24 protein-coding genes are annotated in these 25,415 nt (G+C 74.1%); 11 read left to right on the top strand and 13 right to left on the bottom strand.

The window, feature by feature from the left end; all coding sequences use genetic code 11:
• Nucleotides 1–36: 36 nt before the first annotated feature.
• Entirely contained in the window at nt 37–3,012 is a 2,976-nt protein-coding gene (locus RM425_RS01930; protein WP_311343495.1) for an EAL domain-containing protein, read from the bottom strand.
• Nucleotides 3,013–3,363: 351 nt separating this feature from the next.
• On the opposite strand from RM425_RS01930, the gene RM425_RS01925 reads away from it, so the two are divergent.
• Genes RM425_RS01925 through RM425_RS01915 form a run of 3 tightly spaced genes read left to right on the top strand, consistent with a single transcriptional unit; the run spans nt 3,364 to nt 6,720 of the window.
• Nucleotides 3,364–4,950 carry a chitinase gene (locus RM425_RS01925; RefSeq protein ID WP_311343494.1) on the top strand — a complete coding sequence of 529 codons (1,587 nt, stop codon included), beginning with the start codon at nt 3,364–3,366 and terminating at the stop codon, nt 4,948–4,950.
• A 20-nt stretch (nt 4,951–4,970) separates the two neighbouring features.
• Nucleotides 4,971–5,858 carry a 3-methyladenine DNA glycosylase gene (locus RM425_RS01920; RefSeq protein WP_311343493.1) on the top strand — a complete coding sequence of 296 codons (888 nt, stop codon included), beginning with the start codon at nt 4,971–4,973 and terminating at the stop codon, nt 5,856–5,858.
• Nucleotides 5,859–5,889: 31 nt separating this feature from the next.
• The gene (locus RM425_RS01915) at nt 5,890–6,720 is read left to right on the top strand and encodes a tyrosine-protein phosphatase (RefSeq protein ID WP_311343492.1); all 831 of its coding nucleotides are present in this window, start codon (nt 5,890–5,892) and stop codon (nt 6,718–6,720) included.
• Nucleotides 6,721–6,732: 12 nt separating this feature from the next.
• Here the strand turns inward: RM425_RS01915 and RM425_RS01910 are convergent, their stop codons facing one another.
• From RM425_RS01910 to pdhA, 7 genes are all read right to left on the bottom strand, one after another.
• A complete protein-coding gene (locus RM425_RS01910) occupies nt 6,733–8,799 on the bottom strand; it encodes a sensor domain-containing diguanylate cyclase (protein ID WP_311343491.1) in 2,067 nt (688 codons plus the stop codon).
• Between the two features lie 255 nt (nt 8,800–9,054).
• Complete coding sequence (locus RM425_RS01905; protein ID WP_311343490.1) at nt 9,055–9,204, bottom strand: hypothetical protein; 150 nt, start codon at nt 9,202–9,204, stop codon at nt 9,055–9,057.
• Between the two features lie 200 nt (nt 9,205–9,404).
• Nucleotides 9,405–9,866 (bottom strand): SRPBCC family protein, encoded by a 462-nt coding sequence (locus tag RM425_RS01900; RefSeq protein ID WP_311343489.1) that lies wholly within the window; start codon nt 9,864–9,866, stop codon nt 9,405–9,407.
• A 106-nt stretch (nt 9,867–9,972) separates the two neighbouring features.
• Nucleotides 9,973–10,356, bottom strand: coding sequence for a VOC family protein (locus RM425_RS01895; RefSeq protein ID WP_311343488.1), 384 nt, complete (start codon nt 10,354–10,356; stop codon nt 9,973–9,975).
• A gap of 93 nt (nt 10,357–10,449) precedes the next feature.
• On the bottom strand, nt 10,450–11,931 hold the full coding sequence (locus tag RM425_RS01890) for a dihydrolipoamide acetyltransferase family protein (protein WP_311343487.1): 1,482 nt from the start codon (nt 11,929–11,931) through the stop codon (nt 10,450–10,452).
• 1 nt (nt 11,932) lies between these two features.
• A complete protein-coding gene (locus RM425_RS01885) occupies nt 11,933–12,937 on the bottom strand; it encodes an alpha-ketoacid dehydrogenase subunit beta (protein WP_311343486.1) in 1,005 nt (334 codons plus the stop codon).
• Between the two features lie 79 nt (nt 12,938–13,016).
• A complete protein-coding gene (gene pdhA, locus RM425_RS01880) occupies nt 13,017–14,180 on the bottom strand; it encodes a pyruvate dehydrogenase (acetyl-transferring) E1 component subunit alpha (RefSeq protein ID WP_311343485.1) in 1,164 nt (387 codons plus the stop codon).
• Nucleotides 14,181–14,394: 214 nt separating this feature from the next.
• Between pdhA and RM425_RS01875 the strand changes: the two genes are divergently transcribed.
• Nucleotides 14,395–14,874, top strand: coding sequence for an Lrp/AsnC family transcriptional regulator (locus tag RM425_RS01875; protein ID WP_311343484.1), 480 nt, complete (start codon nt 14,395–14,397; stop codon nt 14,872–14,874).
• A gap of 72 nt (nt 14,875–14,946) precedes the next feature.
• On the opposite strand, the gene RM425_RS01870 is transcribed toward RM425_RS01875, so the two are convergent.
• Entirely contained in the window at nt 14,947–15,192 is a 246-nt protein-coding gene (locus tag RM425_RS01870) for a DUF3253 domain-containing protein (RefSeq protein ID WP_311343483.1), read from the bottom strand.
• A gap of 93 nt (nt 15,193–15,285) precedes the next feature.
• Here RM425_RS01870 and RM425_RS01865 point away from each other — a divergent pair, with 93 nt between their 5' ends.
• From RM425_RS01865 to RM425_RS01845, 5 genes are all read left to right on the top strand, one after another.
• Nucleotides 15,286–15,942 (top strand): hypothetical protein, encoded by a 657-nt coding sequence (locus RM425_RS01865; RefSeq protein ID WP_311343482.1) that lies wholly within the window; start codon nt 15,286–15,288, stop codon nt 15,940–15,942.
• Nucleotides 15,939–16,457 carry a hypothetical protein gene (locus RM425_RS01860; protein WP_311343481.1) on the top strand — a complete coding sequence of 173 codons (519 nt, stop codon included), beginning with the start codon at nt 15,939–15,941 and terminating at the stop codon, nt 16,455–16,457. The genes RM425_RS01865 and RM425_RS01860 overlap by 4 nt, the downstream gene beginning before the upstream one ends.
• Nucleotides 16,458–16,494: 37 nt before the next feature.
• Entirely contained in the window at nt 16,495–17,571 is a 1,077-nt protein-coding gene (locus RM425_RS01855; RefSeq protein WP_311343480.1) for a hypothetical protein, read from the top strand.
• Nucleotides 17,572–17,610: 39 nt separating this feature from the next.
• Entirely contained in the window at nt 17,611–18,129 is a 519-nt protein-coding gene (locus RM425_RS01850) for a hypothetical protein (RefSeq protein ID WP_311343479.1), read from the top strand.
• Nucleotides 18,130–18,220: 91 nt separating this feature from the next.
• On the top strand, nt 18,221–18,844 hold the full coding sequence (locus RM425_RS01845) for a pyridoxamine 5'-phosphate oxidase family protein (protein WP_311343478.1): 624 nt from the start codon (nt 18,221–18,223) through the stop codon (nt 18,842–18,844).
• Nucleotides 18,845–18,851: 7 nt separating this feature from the next.
• On the opposite strand, the gene RM425_RS01840 is transcribed toward RM425_RS01845, so the two are convergent.
• Together RM425_RS01840 and RM425_RS01835 are read right to left on the bottom strand one after the other, a co-directional pair.
• Nucleotides 18,852–20,177, bottom strand: a complete 1,326-nt coding sequence (locus RM425_RS01840; protein ID WP_311343477.1) for a serine hydrolase domain-containing protein — start codon at nt 20,175–20,177, stop codon at nt 18,852–18,854.
• A 78-nt stretch (nt 20,178–20,255) separates the two neighbouring features.
• On the bottom strand, nt 20,256–20,591 hold the full coding sequence (locus RM425_RS01835) for a DUF3817 domain-containing protein (RefSeq protein WP_311343476.1): 336 nt from the start codon (nt 20,589–20,591) through the stop codon (nt 20,256–20,258).
• A gap of 112 nt (nt 20,592–20,703) precedes the next feature.
• On the opposite strand from RM425_RS01835, the gene RM425_RS01830 reads away from it, so the two are divergent.
• Nucleotides 20,704–20,934 carry a hypothetical protein gene (locus tag RM425_RS01830; protein ID WP_311343475.1) on the top strand — a complete coding sequence of 77 codons (231 nt, stop codon included), beginning with the start codon at nt 20,704–20,706 and terminating at the stop codon, nt 20,932–20,934.
• Here the strand turns inward: RM425_RS01830 and RM425_RS01825 are convergent.
• Complete coding sequence (locus RM425_RS01825; RefSeq protein ID WP_311343474.1) at nt 20,904–22,076, bottom strand: C40 family peptidase; 1,173 nt, start codon at nt 22,074–22,076, stop codon at nt 20,904–20,906. The two genes, RM425_RS01830 and RM425_RS01825, sit on opposite strands and share 31 nt — an antisense overlap.
• A 305-nt stretch (nt 22,077–22,381) precedes the next feature.
• Here RM425_RS01825 and RM425_RS01820 point away from each other — a divergent pair, with 305 nt between their 5' ends.
• On the top strand, nt 22,382–23,278 hold the full coding sequence (locus RM425_RS01820; protein ID WP_311343473.1) for a YhjD/YihY/BrkB family envelope integrity protein: 897 nt from the start codon (nt 22,382–22,384) through the stop codon (nt 23,276–23,278).
• Nucleotides 23,279–23,286: 8 nt separating this feature from the next.
• Here RM425_RS01820 and RM425_RS01815 read toward each other — a convergent pair whose 3' ends face one another.
• On the bottom strand, nt 23,287–25,341 hold the full coding sequence (locus tag RM425_RS01815) for a HelD family protein (protein WP_311343472.1): 2,055 nt from the start codon (nt 25,339–25,341) through the stop codon (nt 23,287–23,289).
• Between the last annotated feature and the right edge of the window lie 74 nt (nt 25,342–25,415).

The following is a 25,415-nucleotide window of genomic DNA, read 5'->3' as shown; positions in this document are numbered from 1 at the left end:
GCGCCGCAGCACGCGGTGCGGTACGGCCCCGCAGCCTCAGTCGACCGGAGCGGCCGCCACGGCCGGACGCCTCGCTCCCCGGCCGGCCGGCGCGGGCAGGCCGAGGAAGAAGCCCTGGCCGAACTGCACTCCGCAGGACCGCAGCGCATCCCGCTCGGCCGCTGTCTCCACGCCCGACGCGATCACCTGGCAGTCGCGCTCCGCCGCGAAGGGGACGAGCGCCGCGAGCAGAGCGCGCCGGGCCGGGTCGTCATCGATGCCCGCCGTGCTCTCCCGCCCGAGCTTGAGGAACGCCGGCCGGTACTGCTCGACCCTGCTGAAGCTCTCGTAGCCGACGAGCGCGTCCTCCACGGCGACCTGGACACCGGTCGGGACGTCGGCGGCCGAGAGACCACGCCCTGCGTGGAGCGCGCCGGACTCCAGCACGACCGGGCACGTGGATTCGCCGAGGATGGCGGACAGCTCGCGCCGCGCGTCCCACATCGCCGGTGACACGTTGACCGAGACCCACGCCCCCTCGGGGAGCGATGCGGCGGCGGCGAGCGAGGCGCGCATCATCGCGCTGTCCAGTTCCACTCCGAGGCCGCTGCTGCTCGCGGCGTCGAGCCGCTCCTGCGGCGGACGGCCGTCCGCGAAGCGGCACAGTGCCTCGTACCCCACCGGCTCACCGGTCGCCAGGTCGACGACGGGCTGGAAGACGGTGAAGAAGATGAAGTCCCGGAACGCCGAGACTCCGGCGCGCTCGTCGGGGCCGGGGTGCCTGGGCGCGGGAACGGGCGGGCGGTGCTGGGCAGTGCCCGGCCCGACCGGCTCCTCCACGGATGCTGCGCCCTCGGTACCGGGAACGCCGTAGTGCAGCACCGAGGCCCAGTCGAGGGCCGGCGCGTCGGCGGCGGTACGCCGTTCCTCGGCGCCCAGGGCACCGGAGGCCCGCGGACGGAGACCGGAGGCGACCGGTCGACGGCTGTCCACCGGCCGGTACAGCCAGTCCCGCAGGTGCACCCACAGATCGACCATGCTGTTGCCGATGCCCACGAAGGCGACCATCGCGTACGTGGCCAGGGTGAAGTTCAGCAGCGCGTAGACCAGGTGTCCCCACTGCTCGCGCTGGATGTCGATCACGACCGAGTAGCCGGCGAGCGTGATCAGCGCAAGCGGCGCGAGGATGAAGAAGGCGCCGGCCGTCGTGCGGTCGCGGACCTTGGGAGTCCGCTTGAAGGCGCTCTTCTCCCCCGTGATCAGCTGCAGGATCGACGCGAAGGATCCCGACAGGTTGACCGGCAGCAGGACGAGGTTGAACCCGTAGATGCGCAGCACGTCGGTCCGGCGGTAGCCGGTCGCCCGCAGGTCTCCGGCCATCATCAGGAAGTACGGGATCGACACCAGCAGCAGCAACGGGTTGAGCAGCTCGGCGTTGAACGGGTAGACGAGCATGGTCACCAGGCAGACCGAGCTCCAGAAGATCGAGGCCATGTAGTTCACCCGCAGGAACAGCTCGCCGAAGCGGTTGCGCTCCCCTCGCGCCCGGCGGGCCCGCATCTGCTCGCGCAGCTTCGACAGGATCAGCAGGCCACCGTTGGCCCAGCGCTGGCGCTGGATGCACAACGAACCGAAGTCGGGCGGGGTGGCCGAGTAGGCCAGGCGCTCCGGGTAGTTGACCAGCTGCCACCCGTGGACGCCGAGGTCGATGGTCGACTCGGTGTCCTCGATGACGGTGCGGTCCTGGATGTAGCGGCGGATCTCGAAGTCGCCGTCGTAGTCGACCTCGACGATGTCGTCCAGGGCCTTCTTGCGGAGCACCGCGTTCGCGCCGACCCAGAACGTCGCGTCGTACTGGGTCATCCCCTGGTGGACGATGTGCTGGAGGTCCGTCGAGGCTCCGGAGATGCGCTCCAGGCGGGTCGCCGCCCCCGGGAAGGAGCTGTACGGGGTCTGCGCGACGGCCACTCCCGAGTGGGCGCTCTGCGCGAGGAGGTGCACCATCCGGGCCGCGTACTCCGGCAGCAGCATGCTGTCGGCGTCCAGGGTGAGGACGAAGGCCGGCTCGTCGACGACCAGGTCGGCCGCTCGCGCTGACGAACGCACCAGCGCCAGACCCACCGGCGTCTGCACCTCCTGGTAGCTGCCACCCATCAGGCCGATGTAGCTGTTGAGGTTCATCGCCTTGTTCGGCTCGTGCGACAGCGACCGATAGCGCTTGCGCTCGAAGCTGGTGACCCGTGCCCCGAAGGTGGCGACGAGCCGGCGGTAGAGCTGCAGCAGCCGGCCGGCGGGCAGCACGATGCCCTCGTCGGCGCCGGAGGTCAGGGCCGTCCCCACGGTGGCGAGGTCGGTTGCCAGCGCCCCGAGCACGTGGTCGACGAAGAAGAGATCGGTGTGGTCGATAACCTCGTGCCGAGCCGCCAGGTCGTCCAGCCACTCGACGGCGAACCGGTAGTGCCCGGCGAGCTCCTGCAGGTCCTCCGTCGTCGCGGCTCGACCGGCGCCCTCGCCGATCGCGCGCTCGAAGGCGTCACGGGCGGTGCGGAAACGGCTCGCGGGTACCCCCAGCTCGTCCTCGATGATGCCGGGCAGCGCGCGGGCGTCGTCCAGCAGTGCCCGGGCCCGCCGGGTCGTCGGGTGCTGCGGATCGTCGATGAGCAACACGACCTGCAGCGCCGGGTACTCCTGGAGCGCCGCGGACAGCAGCGTGGTGCGGATGACCCGCTCGTCCTCCTGGTAGGACGGGACCAGGACGGTCACCGGGGCCGCGGGCTGGTCGAAGAACGCGTCCAGGACCACGCGGGAGGCGCGGGCATGCCCGCGGCTCCGGTAGAAGAATCCGATGCGGGTGATCAGGTAGGCCATCGCCGAGGTGGCCAGCCCGGTGACCATGAGGAGATAGACGATCGCCTCGATGACCAGGCGCGCGCTGTCGGCCTTGCCCTCGATGAACTGCTGCTCGATCGTGAAGGCCACGTACACGGCCCACGCCGAGACGGTGAGCACGATGGCCAGCCGCCCGATCGCCATCCGTCCCTCGGACACCTTCGGCGGCACCAGCGGAAGCGGCTCACGTCGACGGTCACTGCCCCACTGCCGCCGGACGCTCGGCCGGCGGGGATCGGGAACGGTGCGTTGCATCGAGGGTCCACCTTCTGCTCGTCAGGTCAGACGGGCACCAGGCAACCGGCCTGAGCTCGCGACGTCCTCCGGCATCCTGGGGTCGCCCACCTCCTCGACGCTGCCCCCGCTCACCCGTCGTGGTGACCTCGGCGCCCGGCGCCGCCGTCCCGGGCCGAGCAGGTGGCACCGTCTGTCCGAGCTGATCAGAGGAAGTGCGCGGTCCCGCCCGGTGCTGCGTCGACGAGAGCGAGGCCTTCCATGCGCGCAGCGCGCGCCGCATCCCCCGCGGGTAGCACCGACGACGAGCAGCCGGTGGCGCGCCGCCTCTCCTGGACGCGCCTGGGACTGCTGCTCCTGCTCGTGGGGGCGGTCGCCGGCGGCACCTTCGCCTCCCTGACCGGGGCCGTCGGCCGGGCGACCGCCGCCGCGACGACGACGTCGTGGAGCGTCCCCTACGTCGACGTGACCCTCACCCCGACGTTCCAGTTCCAGGATCCGGCGGCCAACCCCGCCCGCACCGTCGCCCTCGCGTTCGTGGTGGCCGATCCCGACGACGGCTGCGCTCCCAGCTGGGGTACGTACTACTCACTCGACCAGGCCGGTTCCGACCTCGAACTCGACCGCCGCATCGAGCAGCTGCGGTCCGCCGGCGGCGACGTCATGGTCAGCTTCGGCGGGCAGGCGAACGACGAGCTGGCCGTGACCTGTGCCGACACCGGCGACCTCACCGGCGCCTACCGGGAGGTCGTGGAGCGCTACGACCTGACCGCGATCGATCTCGACATCGAGGGCACGGCCATCGCCGACCAGCCCGCCGCCGCGCGGCGGGCCGAGGCCCTGGCCACGCTGCAGCGCGAGCGGGTGGCCGACGATTCCTCGCTGGACGTCTGGCTCACCCTGCCGGTCGCGCCGACCGGCCTGACGGCCGAGGCGCTGGACCTGGTGCGCACGACCTTGGCCGGCGGCGTGGAGCTGACCGGAGTCAACGTGATGACGATGAACTACGGCGCGCCCCGGCCCGAGAACCAGTCGATGATCCTGGCGACCGAGCAGGCCCTGCGGTCGACGGCCGAGCAGGTGGCGGCGGTCTACGAGGAGCAGGGCACCAGGCTCAGCGACGCGCAGGCCTGGAGCCGCGTCGGCGCGACACCGATGATCGGCCAGAACGACGTCGAGGGCGAGGTGTTCACCCTCGCCGACGCCGAGGAGCTGACCGCCTTCGCCCGGGACGAGGGCCTGGGCCGGGTCTCCCTGTGGTCGCTGAACCGGGACAACCGGTGCAGCGCGAGCTTCGCCGACGTCGCCGTGCACTCCAACACCTGCAGCGGGGTCGAGCAGGAGTCGCTGGACTTCGTCGACGTCTTCTCCGGGCTCGCCGGCGACGGTCCCGCCGTGCGGGTGAGCGACGTGGTCCGGGACCCCGAGCGGCAGCCGGTCGTGGACGACCCGGCCACGAGTCCCTACCCCATCTGGCGTGCCGAGGGGCAGTACCCGGCCGGCTACAAGGTGGTCTGGCACGGCGACGTCTACCAGGCCCGCTGGTACGCCGCGGGTGTCGACCCGTCCGTTCCCGCCACCGCCGGGACGCCGTCACCCTGGGCGCTGCTCGGCGCCGTGACCACGCGAGAGGCCGCACCTGCGCCGGTCCCGACCGTCACTGGCGTGACCGAGGTCTGGAACCCCGAGGTCCTCTACCAGCGGGGCGCCCGCGTCCTCCTGGACGGCCTGCCCTACGAGGCGCGCTGGGCCAGCCGTGGGGCGCCCCCGGGCACCTTGTTCCCGATCGGGTCCGACGAGGCCTGGGAACCGCTCTTCACCATCCCCGGCCAGCCGGCGGGGAGCTGAGCGCGACCTACGCTGACCGGGTGCCGTCCGCCTCCGCTGTCGCGACCGTCCTGGCCGAGCCGGAGTGGCAAGCGCGGGCGGCCGCGCACGAGGCGCGCATCGACCGCTGGGCCGTGCCGCACCGCGAGCGACGCATGCACGGCGAGACGCACCCGGTGCACGACTTCCTGTTCACGTACTACTCCGAGACCCCCGGGCGGCTGCGCCGGTGGCACCCGGGCGTCGGCACGGCGCTCGCGCCATCGGCGGACGGCCCGGCGCCACACGCTGCCTGGCGCTGGTACCGCACCGACGACGACGGCATCGTGTCCCTGGACCGCGCGCGCTACCTGGCCGACCGCGGGTCGACGGTGGACTTCGTCCACGGATTCCTCGCCGCCACGGCGGGCCGCCCCGTCTTCGCCGGCTGCTTCGGGCTGCACGAGTGGGCCATGGTCTACCGCGCCGACGAGCGACGGCACGCCCTCCCGCTCCGGCTGGGCCGGGCGGGCACCGATGCCGTCGTCGAGGGGCATCCCATCCGCTGCAGCCACTACGACGCCTTCCGGTTCTTCACCCCGGGGGCGGTGGGCCGCAACCGGCTGCAGCCCACCCGGGAGACCCAGGCCGCGATGGAGCAGCCCGGCTGCCTGCACGCGACGATGGATCTCTACAAGTGGGCCTACAAGCTCGGCCCGGCCGTGCCCGGTGAGCTGCTCGCCGACTGCTTCGCCCTCGCCACCGAGGTGCGCGAGCTGGACATGCGCGCGTCGCCGTACGACCTGCGCGACCACGGCTATGCGCCGGTCGCCGTCGAGACGCCGGAGGGCAAGGCCGAGTACGCGGCGGGCCAGCGCGCGTTCGCCGGTCGCGGGGCCGAGCTGCGCCGCCGCCTGGTGGTCGTCTGCGAGACGCTGACCCAGGCATGAGAAGTTCACCTCGTCGCCGTACCGTCAGGCTGTGACCTCCCTCCACGACACCCGCTGGTTGCAGCTCGACGGCACCGCGAACACCCGCGACCTGGGCGGGCTGCCCACCACCGACGGCGGCCGCACGCTGCCGTTCCGGATCCTGCGCAGCGACAACCTGCAGACCCTCAGCGACGCCGACGTGCAGCGTCTGGTCGAGGAGATCGGGCTGCGCGAGGTCATCGACCTGCGCACCTCCGCGGAGGTGCTGCTCGAAGGGCGCGGGCCGCTGCGGGCCCGGCCGGAGGTCACCCACCGGCACTTCACGCTGCTGCCCGAGCGCGGCCAGTACACCGACGTGTTCGCCGCGGAGGAGCCCGAGGTCCCCGAACTCCAGTCCGGCTGGCTGGAGTCGGTGCTGCCGCGCCAGGTCGCGGAGCACGACGAGGGCGAGCCGCCGCCGGTGAAGAGCTACCTCGGCTACCTGTCCCATCGTCCCGAGGCGGTCGTCGGTGCGCTGCGCGCGCTGGCGGCCCCGGCCGAGGGCGCCTCGGTCGTCAACTGCGCCGCCGGCAAGGACCGCACCGGCGTGGTCGTGGCCCTCACGCTCGCCGTGGCCGGCGTGCCGCACGAGGAGATCGCCATCGACTACGGCCTCAGCGGTGACGTGATCGACGGCATCTTCGCCCGGTTGGCCGCGACCCGTACCTACGGGGGGGACGTGGAGCGCCGGGACACGGCTGCGCACGCTCCCCGCCGGGAGACGATGGACCGGGTGCTCGAGCTGCTCGACGAGCGGTACGGCGGCCCGATCGGCTGGCTGGAGCAGCACGGCTTCGGCGCCGACGAGCAGGCCGCCCTCCGCGCCCGCCTGCGCGGCTGACCGACCGGCCGGTCAGCCGGCCGGTCGGGGGGAACGGTGCCCCTGCTTGTGCCGGTACATCGCGGCGTCGGCCTGCCGCAGCAGCTCCTCGGCGCTGCTGCCGGGCTCGTGCACGGCGACGCCGACGCTCGTGCCGACCGCCACCTCGCGGCCGTCGAGCCGGAAGGGCTCCGCGAAGCAGTCCGCCACGCGACCGGCCAGCCCGTAGGCGTCCTGCGGGTCGACCAGGCCGGGCAGGATGAGCGCGAACTCGTCGCCGCTGAGCCGACCGACGGTGTCGCACGGGCGGATGACGGCGCGCAAGCGGGCGGCGACCTGGCGGAGCAGCTCGTCACCGGCCGCGTGCCCCAGGGCGTCGTTCACCCCCTTGAAGCGGTCGAGGTCGCAGAAGAGCACGGCCAGGTGGGCCTGCTCACCGGACGACGACAGCTCCGCGAGCAGCCGCTCCCGGAAGAGCACCCGGTTCGGCAGCCCGGTGAGGGCGTCGTGGGTGGCCTGGTGGCGCACCGTCTCCAGCAGCTGGGCCCGTCGCAGCGCCGAGGTGGCCTGGTCACCGACGCCGCGGAGGCGCGCGAGCACGTCACCGTGCAGTTCCTCGGGCGCCTCCCCGACGTCCCAGCTCGCGGTGGCGACCCCGACGAAGGTGCCGTCCGCCACGAGGGGGAGGGCGACGACGTCCGCGACGCCGATCTGCGCCAGCAGCCGTTGCAGCCCCGGGCTGCTGTCGGCGTCCCGGATGATGCGCGGTTCGCGGGTGGTGAGGAGATCGACCAGCTCAGGGGTGTCCTCGGGGCGGAGCGGTGTCTCGACGAGGATGCCCGACCGCTCCCGGGTCAGGTTGGCCGACGCCAGAGCCTTCAGCTGACCGGCCGACGCGTCCCAGAGCATGACCGAGGCACTGCTGCACCCGACGACCCGTGGGAGCGCCTCGGCGACCACCGAGGAGATCGAGTCGACGTCCTCGGCCGCGGCGAGTTCGTGGGCGAGCGCGAGCAGGGCCCCGGCCCGGCTGGCCTCGAGCCGGGCGCCGTCGAGGGCGAAGAGCAGTTCCAGGGCGGCCGCCGCATGTCCCGCGTAGGCGGCCAGCATGGCGTACTCGTCGTTCATCGACCCCTCGCCCGAGGGGTACACGGCGGCCAGCCGACCGTGCCACCGGCGCGCGGACGCGACATCGACGACGACGGCGGCGGAACCGAGGTCCTCGCCGGCCAGCAGCCGGCGGGCCAGTTCCTGCGCCTGGTCGTCGGGGATGCCGGCGCTGTGCACCAGCGGCCGGCCGCCGCCCGGCGCCGCGACGGCGAGCAGATGGGCCGGTGCCAGCACGGCCTCACCGGCCCTCGCCACGATCCGGCTCAGCACGGTGTCGAGGTCGTCGCTGCCCACCAGGTCGGTGGCCGCGGACTGCAGCGTGTGGAGCTGGCCGCGCAACGCGGCGAGCTCCCGGTCGGCTGCGCCGTCGCTGCGCCGGCGCCGCCCGAGCCGTGACCGGCGTTCCCACGTGACCTCGTAGACGCACGTGCGGCCGCCGCCGACCCGGCACTGGGAGGAGACGATCACGCCGGGGGGCAGCCCGAAGATCTCCGGCACCGTGGTGGCGAGGCCGCGGGCGTAGTCGCAGTCCAGCGCGGAGTGCTCGTAGCCCTCGTGCAGGTGGAGGGCGGCGGTCGCCGACGTGGCCGACGTCGTGAGGATGTCCATGGTGGAGACCGTGGTGAACTTCGCCGCGGTCCGGGGCATCCGCCGGAAGACCTGGCGGGGCGTTCCCAGGGCCCGCAGCACCAGCAGCAGGGAGTGGGCCAGCCCGCTGCGCATCGCGGCGGCCCCGACGTGGAACATCACGTCCGGGTCGTCGAGCACCTCGGTCGCCGCCGAGAACAGGCGCACCCGCGTCGCGTAGCTGAACCACCGCGACTGATCGGCGAGCTCCTCGGCGGTCGCGGTGACGCCTGCCCGCTCGAGGAGCCGGGCGACGGCGTCCCGACCCCCCTGGGCCTCGACGTAGGTCAGCAGCCCCGCGGTGGTGACACCGGACGTCTCGCGCGCCTCCGGTCCGGCGCTGCGTCCTCCACTGAGGGTCACCGCGAACTCCTCGTCGAGTCGGGACACGCCGATGGCGCGAGCGGGACCCTAGCGCCTGAGCAGGGCGCATGACTGGTCGTCCGTACGCGCGTCACGAGGAAAGATCGGCATCCACCGGCGCCGACCTGAGCGGGACCACCCCGATAGGGGGAGGCGCCGCCCGGCGAGCGCCCCCCGGACAGCGGACGACCCCGGTCTCGGGCGAGACCGGGGCCGGGCGAGGGGCGCGCCGGCGGAGAGGCCGGCGCGGGCGGCTCAGCGCCGCAGGTGGGAGCGGGTGCTCGCGAGGGTGAGGAGCTCGTCCCGCATCGCCGGGCTGCTGCTGCGCGCCAGAGCCTCGTCGATGGCGCGGCGGGTACGGGCCGCCTGGCGCCGCTGCCGCCAGCTGGACGTGACGCTGTTCATCGGTGGTGCCTCTTTCGTCGGTGATGGACGCCCTACGTCTAAGACAAGCAGGGCATGCACCACCATATTCCTACGATCCGTAGGCCAGCCGCTGGCAACGCCGACGTTCTCTCATCCGCGCGGGTGACCCTCCTCACCGCAGACGCGACGGCGCCCGCCCTCCGCTCGGGAGGACGGGCGCCGTCGTGAGCGCGTGCTCGTCAGCTGGGGCGCGGCACGTCCCCGCGCCACGCGCCGGTCTCGTTGCCGCGGCTCTCGATGAACTCCTTGAACTTCTTCGCGTCCGCCTTCACCTGACGGTCGTCGAAGCCCAGGGCCGCCCCGGTCTTCTCGACCAGGCCCTCGGGCTCCCAGTCGATCTGGATCATCACCCGGGTCTTGGCGTCGTCCAGGCGGTGGAAGGTGACCACCCCGGCGTGCTTGGCCTCGCCGCTGGTGCTGGTCCAGGCGACGCGCTCCTCGACGTGCTGCTCGGTGATCTCGGCGTCGAACTCCCGCTTCACGCCGTCGATGTTGGTGACCCAGTGCGTGTGCGTGTCGTCGATCTGGGTGATCTTCTCGACCCCGCCCATGAACTGGGGGAAGGACTCGAACTGCGTCCACTGGTCGTACGCAACCCGGATCGGGACGTCGACGTCGACGGATTCCTGCACGCTGGCCACGTTCTCAGCTCCTCGTGTCGCTTGCTCGGTCGTGTGCGACCTACCCCTGGCCCGCGCGGCCGACACGTGGGACGCCGCCCGGCAGCCGTGCACGGCCCGCGCTCGCTCAGCGCTGCAGGCAGAACTCGTTGCCCTCCGGGTCCACGAGGACGACGTGGTCGTGGTGGCTCGCTTGGACCCGGCCGCCGAGCCGGGCGATCCGGGCGATCTCGTGGTCCACGTCGGCGGAGCGCAGGTCGAGGTGCAGCCGGTTCTTGGCCGACTTCGCCTCGGGTACGAGTTGGAAGAACAGTCTCGGCCCGCCCTCCGGACCCGGTTCGACGAGCACCGTGGGGTCGTCCTCCGGAGAGTGCACACCTGCGGCGTGCAGGCGCGCTATCTCCGCCGCGTCGTACGGAGCGACGGCGTACCCGTCCAGCACCGCGGCCCAGAAGCGGGCGAGCGAGGCCGGGTGGCGGCAGTCGACGACGACGTCACGGATGCGGGCCACGCAACGGACCATGCCCTGCCCCTGCGGATCGCGGAAGGCGGTCCTGCGCCCCGGTTCCCTCGACGTGCGGCACCCTGCCGCCCGCGGCGCCGGTCAGAACGCCAGCGCCGCCCCGGGATCGGACAGCACCGTGCCGACGTCGACGAGGAACCGCGAACCGAGCTCGCCGTCGATGATCCGGTGGTCGAAGGAGAGCGCCAGCTGCGTGACCTGCCGGACCCGGAGTTTCCCCTTGTGCACCCACGGCCGCTCGCGGATCGCGCCGACCGCCAGGATCGCCGCCTCCCCGGGGTTCAGGATCGGTGTGCCGGTGTCGACACCGAACACGCCCACGTTGGTGATCGTGAACGTGCCCCCGGACATGTCGGCCGGAGACGTGCGCCCGGCGCGCGCGGTCGCGGTCAGCTCGGACAGGGCTCCGGCCAGTTCGACCAGGGAGAGCCGACCGCCGTCCTTGATGTTCGGCACCAGGAGGCCGCGCGGGGTGGCCGCGGCGATGCCGAGGTTCACCTGCCCGTGGACGACGATCTCCTGGGCGGCGTCGTCCCACGAGCTGTTCACCGTCGGATGCCGCTCGGCGGCCAGCAGCACCGCCTTGGCCACGAACAGCAGCGGGCTCATCGCGACGCCGGCCATCTCCGGCCGCTCGGCCAACCGGCGGCGCAGCTTCATCATCCGCGTGACGTCGACGGTGAGGAACTCCGTGACGTGCGGCGCGGTGAAGGCACTGGCCACCATGGCGGCCGCGGTGTGCTTGCGGACGCCGGTGACGGGGATGCGCTGCTCCCCGACCCGTGGGTCCCGAGGGCCCGTGGTGGCGCCTGCCGTGGCGGGAGCCGCGCGGAACGCGTCGATGTCGGCCCGCGTGATGACACCGCCCGGGCCGCTGCCGGTGAGCTGCGCCAGGTCGACGCCGCAGTCCTTGGCGTACTTGCGGACCGGCGGCTTGGCCAGCGGCCGCGGGCCGCGCCGGCCGGGCGCGGCGGACGAGGCGGAGGCGGCGTCCGCGCGGACCGCGGCGGCCTCGGCCTGCCGTCCGACCTCCAGGCCACCGTGGCGCATGGGCTTGCTGCGGGCGTCCGGTGCCGTGGCGAGCAGCGGCGGCCGGTCGGTGCCGGGGCCGTGGTCGGCCTCGGCCAGGACGGCCTGCGGCGCGGCGGCCCGGGCTGCGGCGGCGTCGCCGGACCGGCGGGGGCGACGGCGGGCCTCGGTGGTGCGGGGGCCGTAGCCGACGAGGACTGCGGTCCGGCCGTTGGCGTTGGTCTCGCCGGTCAGCCCCGTGCCGCCGGGCTCCGGGGGCGGCTGGTCCTCGGCGCCCTCGCCGGTGTCGATGGTGATGATGGGCGTCCCGACGTCGACGGTTGCGCCCGCGTCGACCAGCAGCTCGACCACCCGGCCGGCGTACGGCGAGGGCAGTTCGACGGCCGCCTTCGCCGTCTCGACCTCGCACAGCGGCTGGTTGACGGTGACGGTGTCGCCGACCGCCACCAGCCACTGGAGGATCTCGCCCTCGGTCAGCCCCTCGCCGACGTCGGGCAGCGTGAACCGGCGCAGCGCACCCGCGGTCTGCGTCATCTCAGAAGCCCATAGCGCGGTCGACGGCGTCCAGCACCCGGTCGAGGTCGGGCAGGTACTCCTCTTCCAGCTTCGACGGCGGGTAGGGGGTGTCGTAGCCACCGACCCGGAGCACCGGCGCCTCCAGGGAGTGGAAGCAGGTCTCGGTCACGCGGGCGGCGATCTCCGCACCCGGTCCGAGCGTCGTCGCCGCCTCGTGCACGACGACGCACCGGCCGGTGCGACGGACCGACTCGTGGACCGGGTCCAGGTCCAGCGGGGAGATGGTGCGCAGGTCGATGACCTCCAGCGAGCGACCCTCCTCGGCGGCGGCCTCGGCCGCCTGCAGCGCCGTCTTCACCATCGGGCCGTAGGCCAGGACCGTGACGTCGTCGCCACCGCGCACGACCCGGGAGCGGAACAGCGGCTCCGGCGTGGCGGAGGTGTCGACCTCCGCCTTCTCCCAGTACCGCCGCTTCGGCTCCAGGAAGACGACCGGGTCGGGAGCGGCGATGGCCTGCTGGATGCCCCAGTAGGCGTCGACCGGGTTGCTGACCGCGACGACCTTGAGGCCCGGCGTGTGCGCGAAGTAGGCCTCGGGGCTCTCGCTGTGGTGCTCCACCGCCCCGATGCCGCCGCCCATCGGGATGCGGATGACGATCGGCATCGGCACCGTGCCCCTCGAACGGGCGTGGATCTTGGCGACCTGGGTGACGATCTGGTTGTAGGCGGGGAAGACGAAGCCGTCGAACTGGATCTCGCAGACCGGCCGGTAGCCGCGCATCGCCAGGCCGACCGCGGTGCCGACGATGCCCGCCTCGGCCAGCGGGGTGTCGACGACGCGGTCCTCGCCGAAGTCCTTCTGCAGCCCGTCGGTGATCCGGAAGACGCCGCCGAGCTTGCCGATGTCCTCGCCCATGAGCACGACCTTGGGGTCGTCCTCCATGGCGCGGCGCAGCCCGAGGTTGAGCGCCTTGCCGATGGTCATCGTCTGGGTCGCCGGCGCGTCCAGCAGCTCGGTGCTCATGACTCGACTCCGCCTTCGTTCCGCTCCTCGGTCGCTGGCGCTCCCTGCGATGCTCGCTCAGGCGTCGTCCTCGCGGCGCTCACTCCTGGTCACCCTCGAACGACGCCCGGTAGGCCTCGAACTCGGCCCGCTGGGCGGCCAGGGGCGGGGTCTGCTCGGCGTAGACGGCGTCGAACATCGCAGTGGGCGGGGGATCGGGCATCTCGACCGTGCCGCGGCGGATGCGCGCGGCGAGCCGGTCGGCCTCGGCGTCGACGTCCTCGAAGAAGGCGGCGTCGGCCAACCTGCTGCGGGACAGGTAGGCCTTGAGCCGGGCGATCGGGTCACGCAGCTTCCACTCCTCGACCTCGCCGGCCAGGCGGTAGCGGGTCGGGTCGTCCGACGTGGTGTGCGCGCCCATCCGGTAGGTGAAAGCCTCGATGAAGGTCGGGCCCTGCCCCTCGCGGGCGGCTTGCAGCGCGGCGCGGGTCACCGCCAGCACGGCGAGCACGTCGTTGCCGTCCACCCGGACGCCGGGGAAGCCGAAGCCGGCCGCGCGGCGGTACAGCGGCACCTTGGACTGGCGCTCGAGCGGCACGCTGATCGCGTACTGGTTGTTCTGGCAGAAGAAGACGACGGGTGCGGAGAAGCTGGCGGCGAAGACCATCGCCTCGTTGACCTCGCCCTGGCTGGTGGCGCCGTCGCCGAGGAAGGCTAGGACGGCGCTCTCGGCACCGTCGCGCTGCACGCCCATGGCGTAGCCGGTGGCGTGCAGGCACTGAGCGCCGATGACGATTGTGTACAGGCCGAAGCCGCGCTCGACCGGGTTCCAACCGCCGCTGTCGACGCCGCGGAACAGGCTCATGACGTGCAGGGGGTCGACCTCGCGGGCCCAGGCGACGCCGTGCTCGCGGTAGGTCGGGAACGCCATGTCGCCGTCCTGCAGCGCCCGACCCGCGCCGAGCTGGGCGGCCTCCTGGCCGAGGAGGGAGGCCCAGATGCCCAGCTCGCCCTGGCGCTGCAGCGCCGTCGCCTCGACGTCCCACCGGCGGACCAGCGTCATGTCGCGGTAGAAGCCGCGCAGCTCCTCGTCGGTGACGTCCAGCGGGTAGTCGGGGTGCTCGATCCGCTCGCCCTCGGGCGTGAGCAGCTGCACCAGGTCCGGCTGCCGCGGCGAATGCGGGGCGCCGGCCCCGGGCACGGGATCGACGACCTCCGTGGCGTCGCCGATGTCGGCCTCGATCTCGTCGCGCACCGCGGTCATGGCTCGCTCCTCGCCGTCGGCCGCCCGGTCCGGGGTCACCGGCGCCGTGCGGAGATGGACGTCGTGCGACGCCCAGGTGTGGCGCCGCTCACACATCCTGCCCGACGGACTTCCGGCCTGGCAAGGGCCCCGGCGGGGGATCTGCACAGCCGGTGGCGTCGGCGTTGCGCAGAAAGCGCGGTCGACGCCGCTTCCGCGTGCCAGACTGCGCATCGTGACCGTCGGCCCGGATCGCCTCGACCCCACGGACGCCCGTCTGCTCCTGGCGCTCCGCGAGGACCCGCGGGCCAGCGTCATGGCGCTGTCCCAGCGGCTGGGCCTCGCGCGCAACACCGTGCAGACCCGCCTCGCGCGGCTGGACGCTGCGGGCGTCCTGGCGCCGTTCGACCGCCGGGTGCGCCCCGAGGCGCTGGGCTACCGGCTGGGCGCGTACGCCACGGTGCAGGTGGCGCAGCGCAGCCTCACCGACGTGAGCGATGCGCTCGCCGAGATCCCCGAGGTGCTCGAGGTGACCGGGCTGTCGGGGGCCGCGGACCTGCTGGTGCAGGTGGCCGCCGTCGACGCCGACGACCTCTGGCGGATCACCGAGCAGGTGCTGGCCATCCCCGGCGTCCAGCGGCTGGACACGGCCCTGGCCATGCGGCGGTTCGTCGAGTACCGGACCGCCCCGCTGCTCGACCGGGCCGCCGACTGAGCGCCGATCGCGGCCGAGTGCGACGAACCGGTGGCGATCGGCCGGTGATCACCACCAGTTCGTCGCACTCGTCTACCTCCGGCGGATCCGGACCGGGCCCCTGGCGCTGGCGACGTCCACGACCTCCCCGCCCTGGGTCACCTCGACCTGGCCGGCCGCCGCGAGCCGTCCGGCGGCGTCCCGGGCCGCGGGCGTGAGATCCCGCCACAGCTCGGGCGCCACGCGGCGGGCCGCCTCCGACGGGCAGATCGTGGTGCCCGCGCCCCGGAGCTCGAGCAGCTCGGTGATCGCCTGCTCCAGGTGCGCGTCGACGTCCATCCCCCGAGCCTGAGCGGTGCCCGGTCCGGCCGCCAGCGCACCGCCGCCGCAGGGGTACTGGCGCCGGCGTCCGGCGCAGGGCACGCTGCGCCCGTGCGACGTCCCGCCGTGGTCCTGCTGCTCGGTGCGCTGCTGAGCGCTCTCGGCATGTGGGCGGCCGCTCCCGCCCAGGCTTGCAGCTGCGCAGGTGGCACCACGGCCCACTTCGCGGAGCGCGCGGATGTCGTCTTCACCGGCCGGCTCGAGTCACGCGAACCGGCGCCCGGCTCGCTGTCCGACGTGGCCGTGCACGTGTTCGCGGTCGACTCCGTCGTCAAAGGGAGGGTGCAGGCCCAGCAGGAGATCGTGTCCGCGGGCTCCGGCGCGAGCTGCGGCCTCGAGCTGTCCGGGCGGGGCCCCGTGGTGGTGTTCGCGTCCCGGTCGCTGGACCTGCCCGCCACGGCCTCCACCGGACTGGAGGACGGGCAGTACGCCGCATCGCTGTGCGGCGGAACCGCGCCGCTGACGCCCGAGCTCGAGGCCGAGTTGGCCGCGGTGCCCGCCACCGGAGCGACGGCCGCACCGCAGGAGCCGGAGCCGCAGGCCGGGCCGGGGCCGCAGGCCGGGCCGGAGCCGCGTTCGTCCTCGACGGAGAACCCGACGGACCGCACCGGGCCGGTGATCGCGGGCCTCGCCGCGCTTGCGGCGCTGGCCGCGCTGGGTGGCGCCACCCTCGTCCGGCGCCGACGCGCGCAGGCCGGTCGCCCGTGAGGCCCGAGGCCCACCGGCGGGAGCTCCCCGGTCCTCTCGCGGCGATCGACGCCGCGCTCGCCGATCCGGTCCGGCTGGTCGCGGTCCTCGTCGACGCCGAGGACGACGAGGACGCCGTGCGGAGGGTGCGGGACGCCTTCGACCTCACCGACGAGCAGGCCGGATCGGTCCTGGACCTGCAGTTCCGGCGCCTGCACCGCGCAGGGCGCGCCCGCGTGGCCGAGGAGCTGCGAGTACGGCGCACCGAGTGGGGGCCGCCGCTCCCCGGGACGCTGACGTTCTCCGGTCGCCGCTCCGCCGTCCTCACCGTCGACGGTCAGGAGCGCCGGTTCACCGCCGGCGGAGTGGAGTCCGTGCTCAGCCGGGTCAGCGCACGCCTGCTCGACGAGGTGGCGACGCCGGGCCTGCGGCCGGTGGTCGTGGAGGTGTCCGGGCTGCCCGGCGGGCCGGTGCGGTTCACCGTCACGCCGCCCGGGACCGCGTCCTTCGAGTACGACGACGAGGTCCCGGGGTAGGGCGATCGGGTTGCCGCCCATCGCCTCGAGGAGCCCCGTGACCACCGACGACCGCCAGCTGCTGCAGGAACTGCTCCACGCCTACGGTCCCGGCGACCAGGAGCACCAGGTACGGGCGATCTGCAGCAGGGAGCTCACGCCCCTGGCCGACGAGATCGACGTGGACGCCTCGGGCAACCTGGTGGCGCTGTTGCGCGGCAGCGACCCCGATGCCGCCCCGGTGCGCGTCATGGCGCACATGGACGAACTCTCGATGATCGTCAAGCGGGTCGAGGACGACGGCTCGCTGCGGCTGTCGCAGCTGGGCACCATGTACCCGGGCAACTTCGGGCTGGGACCACTGACCGTCCTGGGCGACACCGAGGAGTTCACCGCGGTCCTCCTGCTCGGCTCCGAGCACACGACGCCGGAGACCTCGCAGGTGTGGCAGACCAAGCCCGACGGCGGCGACCAGGCGATGCAGTGGAGCCACGTCCGCGCTTTCACCGGGCGCACCCCCGGCGAGCTGGCCGAGGCGGGCGTCCACCCCGGCACCCGGGTCTGCGTGCACCGGAGCCGGCGGGACGTCGTCGAGTCCGGCGACTTCATCGGCTCCTACTTCCTCGACGACCGGGCCGCGCTCGTGGCACTGATCAGCGCCGCCCGGCTGCTGCGCGAGTCCGGACGCCTTCCCGTGGCCGACGTCCACCTCGTCTGCACCACCGGCGAGGAGATGGGCGGCATCGGCGCGGCCTGGGCCTCCCGCACGCTTCCCGGCGAGATCACCCTGGCCCTCGACGTCGGCCCGGCGGAGGCCGAGTACCAGGTGCCGGCCTCCTCGGGGCCGGTGATCAGCTACGCCGACGACGCCGCGGTCTACGACAAGGTGCTCGCCGACCACCTCATGGCCCTCGGGTGCGAGCTCGACCTGGCGCCGCGCGCGGCCGTCTGGGAGGCCTACGACTCCGACGCCTCCCGGTCCAAGGCCAGCGGGCAGGCGGCCCGGGCGGCGTTGCTGTCCCTGCCCACGCTCAGCACCCATGGCTACGAGGTCCAGCATCGCGAGACGTCGGGCCGCGTCGCGCGGCTGCTGGCCGAGTTCCTGGCCCGGCCGGTGCCCCCGAAGACCGGCTGACGGGCGGGTTGCCGGCCGGGGGACGGGTATTGACGTCGCATGGCGAAGCGGACACCCCTCGGCGTGAGCGGCAAGGGGAAGCGGGGCATCAGCACGCTCGGCTGGGCCCTGCGCGGTGCGGCCGCCGGCGCAGCCGGCAGCACGGCGCTCAACGCCGTCACCTATCTGGACATGGCGGTCCGGGGACGGGGCACGAGCTCCACCCCCGAGGACACCGTCGAGCAGCTGGCCTCGGAGGCGCACGTGCCGATCCCCGGTGACGGCGACACCCGCGCGAACCGGGTCCAGGGCCTCGGGCCGCTCCTCGGGCTCGTGGCGGGGGTGGGCGTGGGCACGGTCGGCGGCCTCGCCCGGGCCGCGGGCTACCTCTCGGCCAAGCCGGTCGGTGTTGCCCTGACCACCCTCGGGGTGATGGTGGCGGCCAACGGCCCCATGGCCGCGCTCGGCGTCACCGATCCGCGCACCTGGTCGGCGAAGGACTGGCTCAGCGACGTCGTGCCGCACCTCGCCTACGGCGTCGTCGTCAAGAACACGATCGACGCCTTCGACCGCCCCTGACGTCCCGCCGGATCTGCGCGCTCGGGGCCTCCGGCGTCCCGATCGGCAGACACATGCAGATTCCGGGGCGCGAGGGGTGCAGGATGCCCCCGTGGACGAGATCACCAGCGAGGCCCAGCTGCGGGCACTGCTCGGAGAGCCGATGCCCGCCGCGCTGGCCAAGGAGCGGACCGCGCTCGCCGATGTCGATCGGGAGTGGCTCGCCGCGTCCCCGTTCTGCCTGGTGGCCACCAGCACCGCGAACGGCGAGTGCGACGTCTCCCCGAAGGGCGATCCGCCCGGCTTCACGCTCGTCCTGGACGAGCGCACGATCGCTATCCCCGAGCGGGCGGGCAACCGCCGCGCCGACGGCTACCGCAACATCCTGGCCAATCCGCACGTCGGGCTGATCTACCTGCTGCCGGGCCGCACCGACACGCTGCGGATCAACGGCCGTGCCCGCCTGGTCACCGAACCGGCACTGCTGGACCGGATGGTGGTCAAGGGTCACCGCCCGGTCTTGGCGGTGGTGGTCGACGTCGAGCAGGTGTTCCACCACTGCGGCAAGGCCTTCCTGCGCTCGCAGCTGTGGGACCCCGAGAGCTGGCGCCCCGACGCCGTGCCCACCCGGGCACGCATCGCGCACGCCCTGGAGCGCAAGGACGAACCGCTCGAGGAGCTGGAGCGCTACTACTCCACCGCGACGTACTCGGCCGGCCTCTACCCCACCACCTGACGCCGGGTCAGGCCTGCCAGCCGCGCTCGTCCACGCCACCGGGCACGGGGGCGGCGGGGTCGTACGGGGTGCGGGTGAAGATGAACGTGCCCAGGTCCAGGTGGTCCTCGGCGATGCGCAGCGTCTCGCCGGCGTAGTAGCCGTCCAGCCCGACCCAGCGGCCGTCCGCACGCTGCTCGAACCGGCTGGCCCGGCCGCCGCGACCGGGCAGCGGCCCCAGGTGCAGCCGCCCACCCCCGACCGCGCGCAGCACGGACGGGGACACGCCCCAGAACCAGACGCCGAGGGACTCCAGCGGCACCGGGGACGGGGACGGCGTCCATGCGTCGACGATCCGCGGCTCGGCGGCGCGCAGGTCGGCCAGCAGACCGAGGACCACCGGCTCCACGCCCGCGGTGGCGTTGGCCAGCGAGACGGCCCCGGTCTGCTCGTCGCGGTCGACGAAGACGCCGGCCAGGAAGCCGGGCATCGACCCACCGTGCCCGACCAGCCTCCGCCCGTCCACGCGCATCACCTGCAGGCCCAACCCGTAGGCCGACCAGCCGGCGGCGGAGGAGTCCACGCCGGCGGGCTCGGTCATCTCCTCGAGCGTCGCGGGGTCCAGGACCTCGGCGGTGTCACCGAGGAGGAAGGCGGCGAACCGGCCCAGGTCGGCCAGCGTCGCCCACAGCTGCCCGGCGGCGGCCATCACGCCGGCGTGGTGCTCGGGCTCGGGGAGGACGGCGTCGGCCCACGGGTGCACCGCCCGTCCCTCGGCCGCCGCGCCCGAGGGACGCGGGCTGGTCCGGGTCATCCCCAGCGGCGCCAGCACCTCGGCGTGCACCGCGTCGTCCCAGGACGTCCCCCGCTGGCGCGCCACCAGCTCGCCGAGCAGGCCGAACCCCAGGTTGGAGTAGTGGAAGCGCCGGGCCGCGCCGAGGACGACGTCGTCCTCTCCCAGCGCCAGGTCCGCCAGCGAGCCGCCGGGCACGCGCTCCCACCAGCCGCCCGGGCTCTCGGCGGAGGCGCCGGCCAGGTGCGAGAGCAGCTGGCCGATGGTGCGCCCGCCCAGCGGCGTCCCCGGCAGGTGCCGCTCCAGCGGGTCGTCGAGGGACAGCCGGCCCTCGTCGCGCAGCCGCATCACCAGGACCGCGGTGACCGTCTTGCTGATCGACCCGAGCCGGTACTGGACGTCGGCGTGCGGCTCGGCGACGGCGCCGCGGCCGGCCGACCACGCCAGCCCGCCGTCGCGGACGACCCCGGCGACGAGGCTGGGCGCGCGCCCGTCCCGCTGCGTGCGGGCCACGCGGGCGAGCAGGGTGCGGGCGGTCGCGGGCAGCACGGCTTCGGGCATGCCGGCACGGTAGGGGGACGGTCGTGTCCGCGACGAGCGGGGGCCCGCAGGGTCTCCCGAGGAGTGGACGATCCGGCTCTACTGCACCGGGGACGGCACGTGGTCGCGGTGCGGCCCGGAGGGTCGCGATGTCATCACCCAGCGCTCGAACCAGATCGTCACGAACGGCGGCACGGAGGCGGCCAGCCCGAGCAGCGTGGTGCCGGGCGACCAGCGCAGCACGCGGGCCGCCACCAGCGTGACGAGCACGTAGGCGACGAAGACCCCGCCGTGGATGGGCCCGAAGATCTTGACGCCCAGCTCGGAGGTCTCCGGCACGTACTTGATGAACATCCCGATCAGCAGCCCGAGCCAGGAGAGGGCCTCGGCGACGGCGACGACGCGGAACGCGGTGGCGACGGTGCGGGGGTTCATCGGGGCGACGTCCTCAGGTGTGCGGCGGTGGGTCCTGGGGGCTCAACGGCCGGACGGGGGCCGACGTCCCCACGTGCGGTGTGATCCTGCCGCCAGTGGCAGGGTCGCTCCCGTGCGGGGGCTGGCGCGGCGGGAGTTCTGCCTGGTCCTGCTGCGGCGGATGGCCGACGTCCGGCCGGATCTGGTGGCCGAGGCGCTCCCCCGGCTGGACGCGACCCGCGCCGAGCCTGCGAGGTGGGAGGGGGACGGGGTCCTTCTCCTGCCCGGCGGCGTGCGGACGACCTTCGTGTGGGGGCTGCTGCAGCGGGTCGATCAGGCGGCGATGCGGCGGGCGCCGGCGTAGCCGCCGAGCGCGTCGACCGGCGCAACCTTGACGACGTCGCCGGACGTCGGCGCGTGCACCATCTGGCCGCCGCCGATGTAGATGCCGACGTGGCTGACCGGGCTGTAGAAGAACACCAGGTCACCGGGCTGCAGGCTCCCGCGGGGCACGGACTGGCCCATCTGGGCCTGCATGCGGCTGGAGTGCGGCAGGTTGATGCCGGCGGCCTTGAAGGCGTACTGGGTGAGGCCCGAGCAGTCGAACGATCCGGGACCGTCGGCGGCCCAGACGTAGGGCTTGCCGCGCTGGGCCATGGCCGTGTCGACCGCGATCTGGGCGGCGCCGCTGTTGGCGACGACGGGCGCCGACGCGGCGGCGAGCGGCTCGGTCCGCTCACCGCGGCTGGCCCGCGAGGAGGGCGCGGAACCGCCGGACTGGGCCGCACCGCCGGACTGGGCCGCACCGCCGGACTGGGCCGCACCGCCGGACTGGGCCGCACCGCCGGCGTGCGCGGAACCGTCGGCGTGCGCCTGGGCGGCGGCGGCTGCGACGGCCCGCTGCTCCGCGGCGCTGAGCCGCTCGTGGACCGCCTTGTACTCGGCGATCTGGCGCTCGAGATCGCTCTGCTGGTCGACGACGGCGTCGTACTGGCGCTGCGCCTCGGCGACCGACACCCGGACCTGCTCCTGCGCGGCCGCGGCCGCGACGTTCGCATCGGCCGCCACGGTGAGCAGCTGGTTCTGGTGCCCGGCCACCATCTGCAGCGTGGACATGCGGTTGACGAACTCGTCGGCCGAGCCGCTGATCATCAGGGCCTGGAAGGAGTTGAGCCCCTCGCCGGTGTAGGCGGTGCGGGCGATGCCCCGCACGCCCTGCTGCGCCGCCGCGAGCGCGGCCGTGGCGCGGTCCAGCTCCGTCTGCGCGGCCTGGGCAGCGGCCTGCTGCGCCCGCAACACCTCGCGCGCCTCGTTGAACTGCTCGGAGAGCGCCTCGAGGTCGTGGCCGCGGGCGGCGACCAGTTCCGCTGCCTCGGCGGCCGAGCCGGGGTTCCCGGGAGCGGCCGAGGCGGGCACGGTGGCCAGCAGAATGCCGAAGGCGCCGACGAGGGCGAGGGCGGCGCGTCGGACGGTGCGGCCGCGAGCGGGCTGCAGGGGAAACGCCATGAGCGGCGGCTCTCCGTTTCATTCGGTTGCTGCGACGGGCCGCCACCCGGATGGTGACTGATCGCCTCGGCAGGCACACTGACGGTAAGCCTGTTACCGAGCCGTGACAATGGGTGAATCACAACTATGTGGTTTGCCGTGCTGAGGCGTGGGTAACAGGGTCTGGTTGCGGTCACCGGAGTGTGACGGACCTGTTCACTCTCCGCTGTTGGTCCGGTGTGCGGAGCGCATCAGGACCGGGGAACGGTTTCGGGGCGCCCCCGCCGGCCCACTACGGAGGCAGACACCTCCGCCGTCCGCTCGCCGTGGCCGGATCGCTGGTCGCCCGACGCCGAGGGACGGGAGGAACACCGCTGACGCCGGAGTCCGCCCGCCCGGTGCGCTCCTGGTGGCGGGCCCTGCTGGCGGGCGTGCGCCACCGGCTCGAGGGCCGCGATCTCGCGCTGATCGCCGCAGGACTCACCTTCTACGCCGGCATCGCCGTCGTGCCGCTGCTGGTGCTGGCCTTCTCCTTCACCGCCTGGCTCACCTCCGCGGAGCGGGTCCGGGAGCTCGGCGAACGGCTCGCCGGCCTGCTGCCCCCGGAGCTGGGCGCCCCGGACGCGGTAGCCCGGCTGGTGGAGGCGGGCGTCGACCTGGACCCGCTGCACGGGTTGCTCGCCCTGCTGCCCATGTCGCTGTACGGCGAGGGCGTCCGGCGGGCACTGCTGCGGTTCAGCGCCCGCGAGGAGGGCCTGACCAGCTGGCGGGGCCGGCTCACCGCCCTGCCGCTCCTGCTGCTCGCCCCCTTCCTGCTCTACCCCTTGCTGCTGGCCGCCGACGCCATGGCCGCTCTCGCCGACAGCGGGGGCGCCTGGGCGACGGTCGGCCGGGTGGCGGTCGGCTTCTACGCGGTCCTGGCCGCGCTCACGCTCCCGTTGGCCTGGGGCTTCCGGGTGGTGGGCGGGGACCGGGTGCGGTGGCCGGCGCTGGTGTGCGGCGCACTGTTCACCGCGGCGTGCCTGTCCGGCTTCCTGCAGGGCTTCGTGCTCTTCCTGTCCCTGCCGCTGGACCTCGGCGCCCCCTTCGGCGGGCTGACCGTGGTCGGCGGCGTCGTCGCGGTCGGCTTCTGGCTGTGGCTGCTGCACCTGGTGATGCTCGGCGGCTGGCTGGTCACCGATTCGCTGGACGAGCTGCTGGAGCGGCGCCGGACAGGGGCCTGACGCCGGCCTCAGCCGGGGACGGCGGCCAGTTCGGCGGGCAGGTCGTCCCGGTGCAGCACGACCAGCGTGCTCACCGCCCGGGTGAGCACGACGTAGAGCCGGTGCAGCCCCCGGGGCTCGGCCGCCACGATCGCCGCCGGGTCGGCCACGACGACCGCGTCGAACTCCAGCCCCTTGGCGAGCGTGGCGGGCACGACCGCCACCCGCGACGGCGGCTCGCCGTCGTCGACCAGGGCGGTGGCCGGTATCCCGGCACCGGTCAGCAGGCCGACCACCTCGTCGACGACGCCGTCGGCGCAGACCACCCCGATCGACCCCGGCTGCGCGGCCAGCTCCTCGACCACCCCGATCAGCGGGCCGGCGAGATCGGCCGTCGACCGGACGCGCAGTGATCCGGGCTCGCTCCGGACGGCGGTGGCGGCCGGCAGGCCGGGAGCGATGACGGGGAGCAGGCGGTTGGCGTAGTCCAGCACCTCCGCCGGGACCCGGTAGCCGCGGGTGAGCGGGCGCACGACCGTGCCGGGCCGCCCCAGTCCGGCCAGGGTCTGCCCCCAGTCGGCCGCCGACCACGGGCTGGTCGCCTGCGCCAGGTCGCCGAGCACGGTCAGCGACCCGGCCGCCAGCCGCCGGGCGACGGCCCGGCACTGCATGGGGGACAGGTCCTGCGCCTCGTCGACGACGACGTGGCCGAAGCCCTGGGTCCGCTCGAGGAGCCCCGCGACCTCGTCGACGAGCACCGCGTCGGCCTCCGTCCAGGGCGCGGAGCGGGTCGACCGCGCGGGCACCGGCCAGCGCAGCAGCGCCTGTTCGGCGTCGTCGAGGACACCCCCGGCCGCGCGGGCGAGCAGGGCCTCGTCGGTGAACAGCGCCGCCACCAGCGCCCCGGCGTCGCGGACGGGCCACACCCGGTCGCAGAAGGCGCGCACCTCCGGGCTGCGCGCGGCCTTCCGGGTCTCGGCGTCGGTCGGCGCACCCCCGGCCGCCTCCTTCTGCCGGCGGGCGTCCCCGGCCAGCAGCATCGCCAGCCGCTCGCGACCGGCGGCGTAGTGCAGCAGCTGCTGGTCGTCGTCCCGGCGGGCGCGGCGGCGCAGGTCGTCGACGTAGCGCTTGAGCCGCTCGACCGGGACGCGGTACCGGCGCCCCGTCAGCGGGACCAGGACGTCGTCGGACGGCTTGGCGATCTGCCCCCACAACGCCTGGCGGAGGACCTCCGCCATGCGGGCGTCCCCCTTGAGGACGGCGGCCGCAGGCAGGTCGACGGCACGGACCGGCACCCGGCCGGTGAGGTCTGCGACGGTCGACTGGGTGACGTCCACCTCGCCGAGCGTGGGCAGCACCTGCTCGATGTAGCGCAGGAACGCGCGGTTGGGCCCCACGACGAGGACGCCGGTGCGCGCCAGCTGGCCGCCGTGCGTGTAGAGCAGGTAGGCGGCGCGGTGCAGGCCGACGGCGGTCTTGCCGGTGCCCGGGGCGCCCTGCACGCAGATCGACTCGCTGAGCGGGGCGCGCACGATGTCGTCCTGGTCGGGCTGGATGGTCGCGACGATGTCGCGCATCGGCCCGCTGCGGGGACGCTCGATCTCCGCGCGGAGGAACTCCCCCGGGCCGTCGTCGCCGGCCTCGAGGCGCTCGTCCTCGTAACCGGTCAGCTCGCCGCCGGCGAACCCGAACCGGCGGCGGCGCGCGACGCCCTGGGGGTCGGTGGCGGTGGCCTGGTAGAACGGCCGGCTCATCGGGGCCCGCCAGTCGATGACCACCGGGTCGCCGGCGTCGTCGCGCACGTGCCGGCGGCCGATGTGGAAGGTCTCGGGATACAGGCCGCCACTGTCGGTGCGGCCGAAGAACGGGGGCACGCCCGGGTCAGCGGCCAGCGCGCGCAGCCGTTCGGCGCGCGCCGCGCCCAGTCGTTCGGACGCCCAGGCGTCGACGCCGGCGTCGGTCACCGCGGTGGCGGCGACCCGCATCCGGGAGAGGCAGTCCTCGGCCCGCGCCAGGTGGGCGCGCTCGGCGACGAGGACGGGATCGGGAGGGGGAACGGTCTCGGAGGGGGCGACGGGAGACACGGTCGGAGGACGTTACGCCGCAGCGCCGGGCCGGTCGAGGGCCTTCCGGCACCGAGCGGAGTGCAGGACGGCGG

Source organism: Blastococcus goldschmidtiae (genome assembly GCF_031845325.1).
Lineage (GTDB): Bacteria > Actinomycetota > Actinomycetes > Mycobacteriales > Geodermatophilaceae > Blastococcus > Blastococcus goldschmidtiae.
Note: the sequence above shows the minus strand (reverse complement) of the source record. Positions and strands in the feature narration are given on the sequence as shown.

Bases quoted from the DNA above. Each gene is read 5' to 3' on its own strand.
- RM425_RS01870 (WP_311343483.1), bottom strand. From the start codon at position 15,192: ATGGACGTCGACGCGCACCTGGAGCAGGCGATCACCGAGCTGCTCGAG.
- RM425_RS01925 (WP_311343494.1), top strand. From the start codon at position 3,364: ATGCGCGCAGCGCGCGCCGCATCCCCCGCGGGTAGCACCGACGACGAG.
- RM425_RS01850 (WP_311343479.1), top strand. From the start codon at position 17,611: ATGGCGAAGCGGACACCCCTCGGCGTGAGCGGCAAGGGGAAGCGGGGC.
- RM425_RS01825 (WP_311343474.1), bottom strand. From the start codon at position 22,076: ATGGCGTTTCCCCTGCAGCCCGCTCGCGGCCGCACCGTCCGACGCGCC.
- RM425_RS01930 (WP_311343495.1), bottom strand. From the start codon at position 3,012: ATGGCGATCGGGCGGCTGGCCATCGTGCTCACCGTCTCGGCGTGGGCC.
- RM425_RS01885 (WP_311343486.1), bottom strand. From the start codon at position 12,937: ATGAGCACCGAGCTGCTGGACGCGCCGGCGACCCAGACGATGACCATC.
- RM425_RS01840 (WP_311343477.1), bottom strand. From the start codon at position 20,177: ATGCCCGAAGCCGTGCTGCCCGCGACCGCCCGCACCCTGCTCGCCCGC.
- pdhA (WP_311343485.1), bottom strand. From the start codon at position 14,180: ATGACCGCGGTGCGCGACGAGATCGAGGCCGACATCGGCGACGCCACG.
- RM425_RS01890 (WP_311343487.1), bottom strand. From the start codon at position 11,931: ATGACGCAGACCGCGGGTGCGCTGCGCCGGTTCACGCTGCCCGACGTC.
- RM425_RS01905 (WP_311343490.1), bottom strand. From the start codon at position 9,204: ATGAACAGCGTCACGTCCAGCTGGCGGCAGCGGCGCCAGGCGGCCCGT.
- RM425_RS01835 (WP_311343476.1), bottom strand. From the start codon at position 20,591: ATGAACCCCCGCACCGTCGCCACCGCGTTCCGCGTCGTCGCCGTCGCC.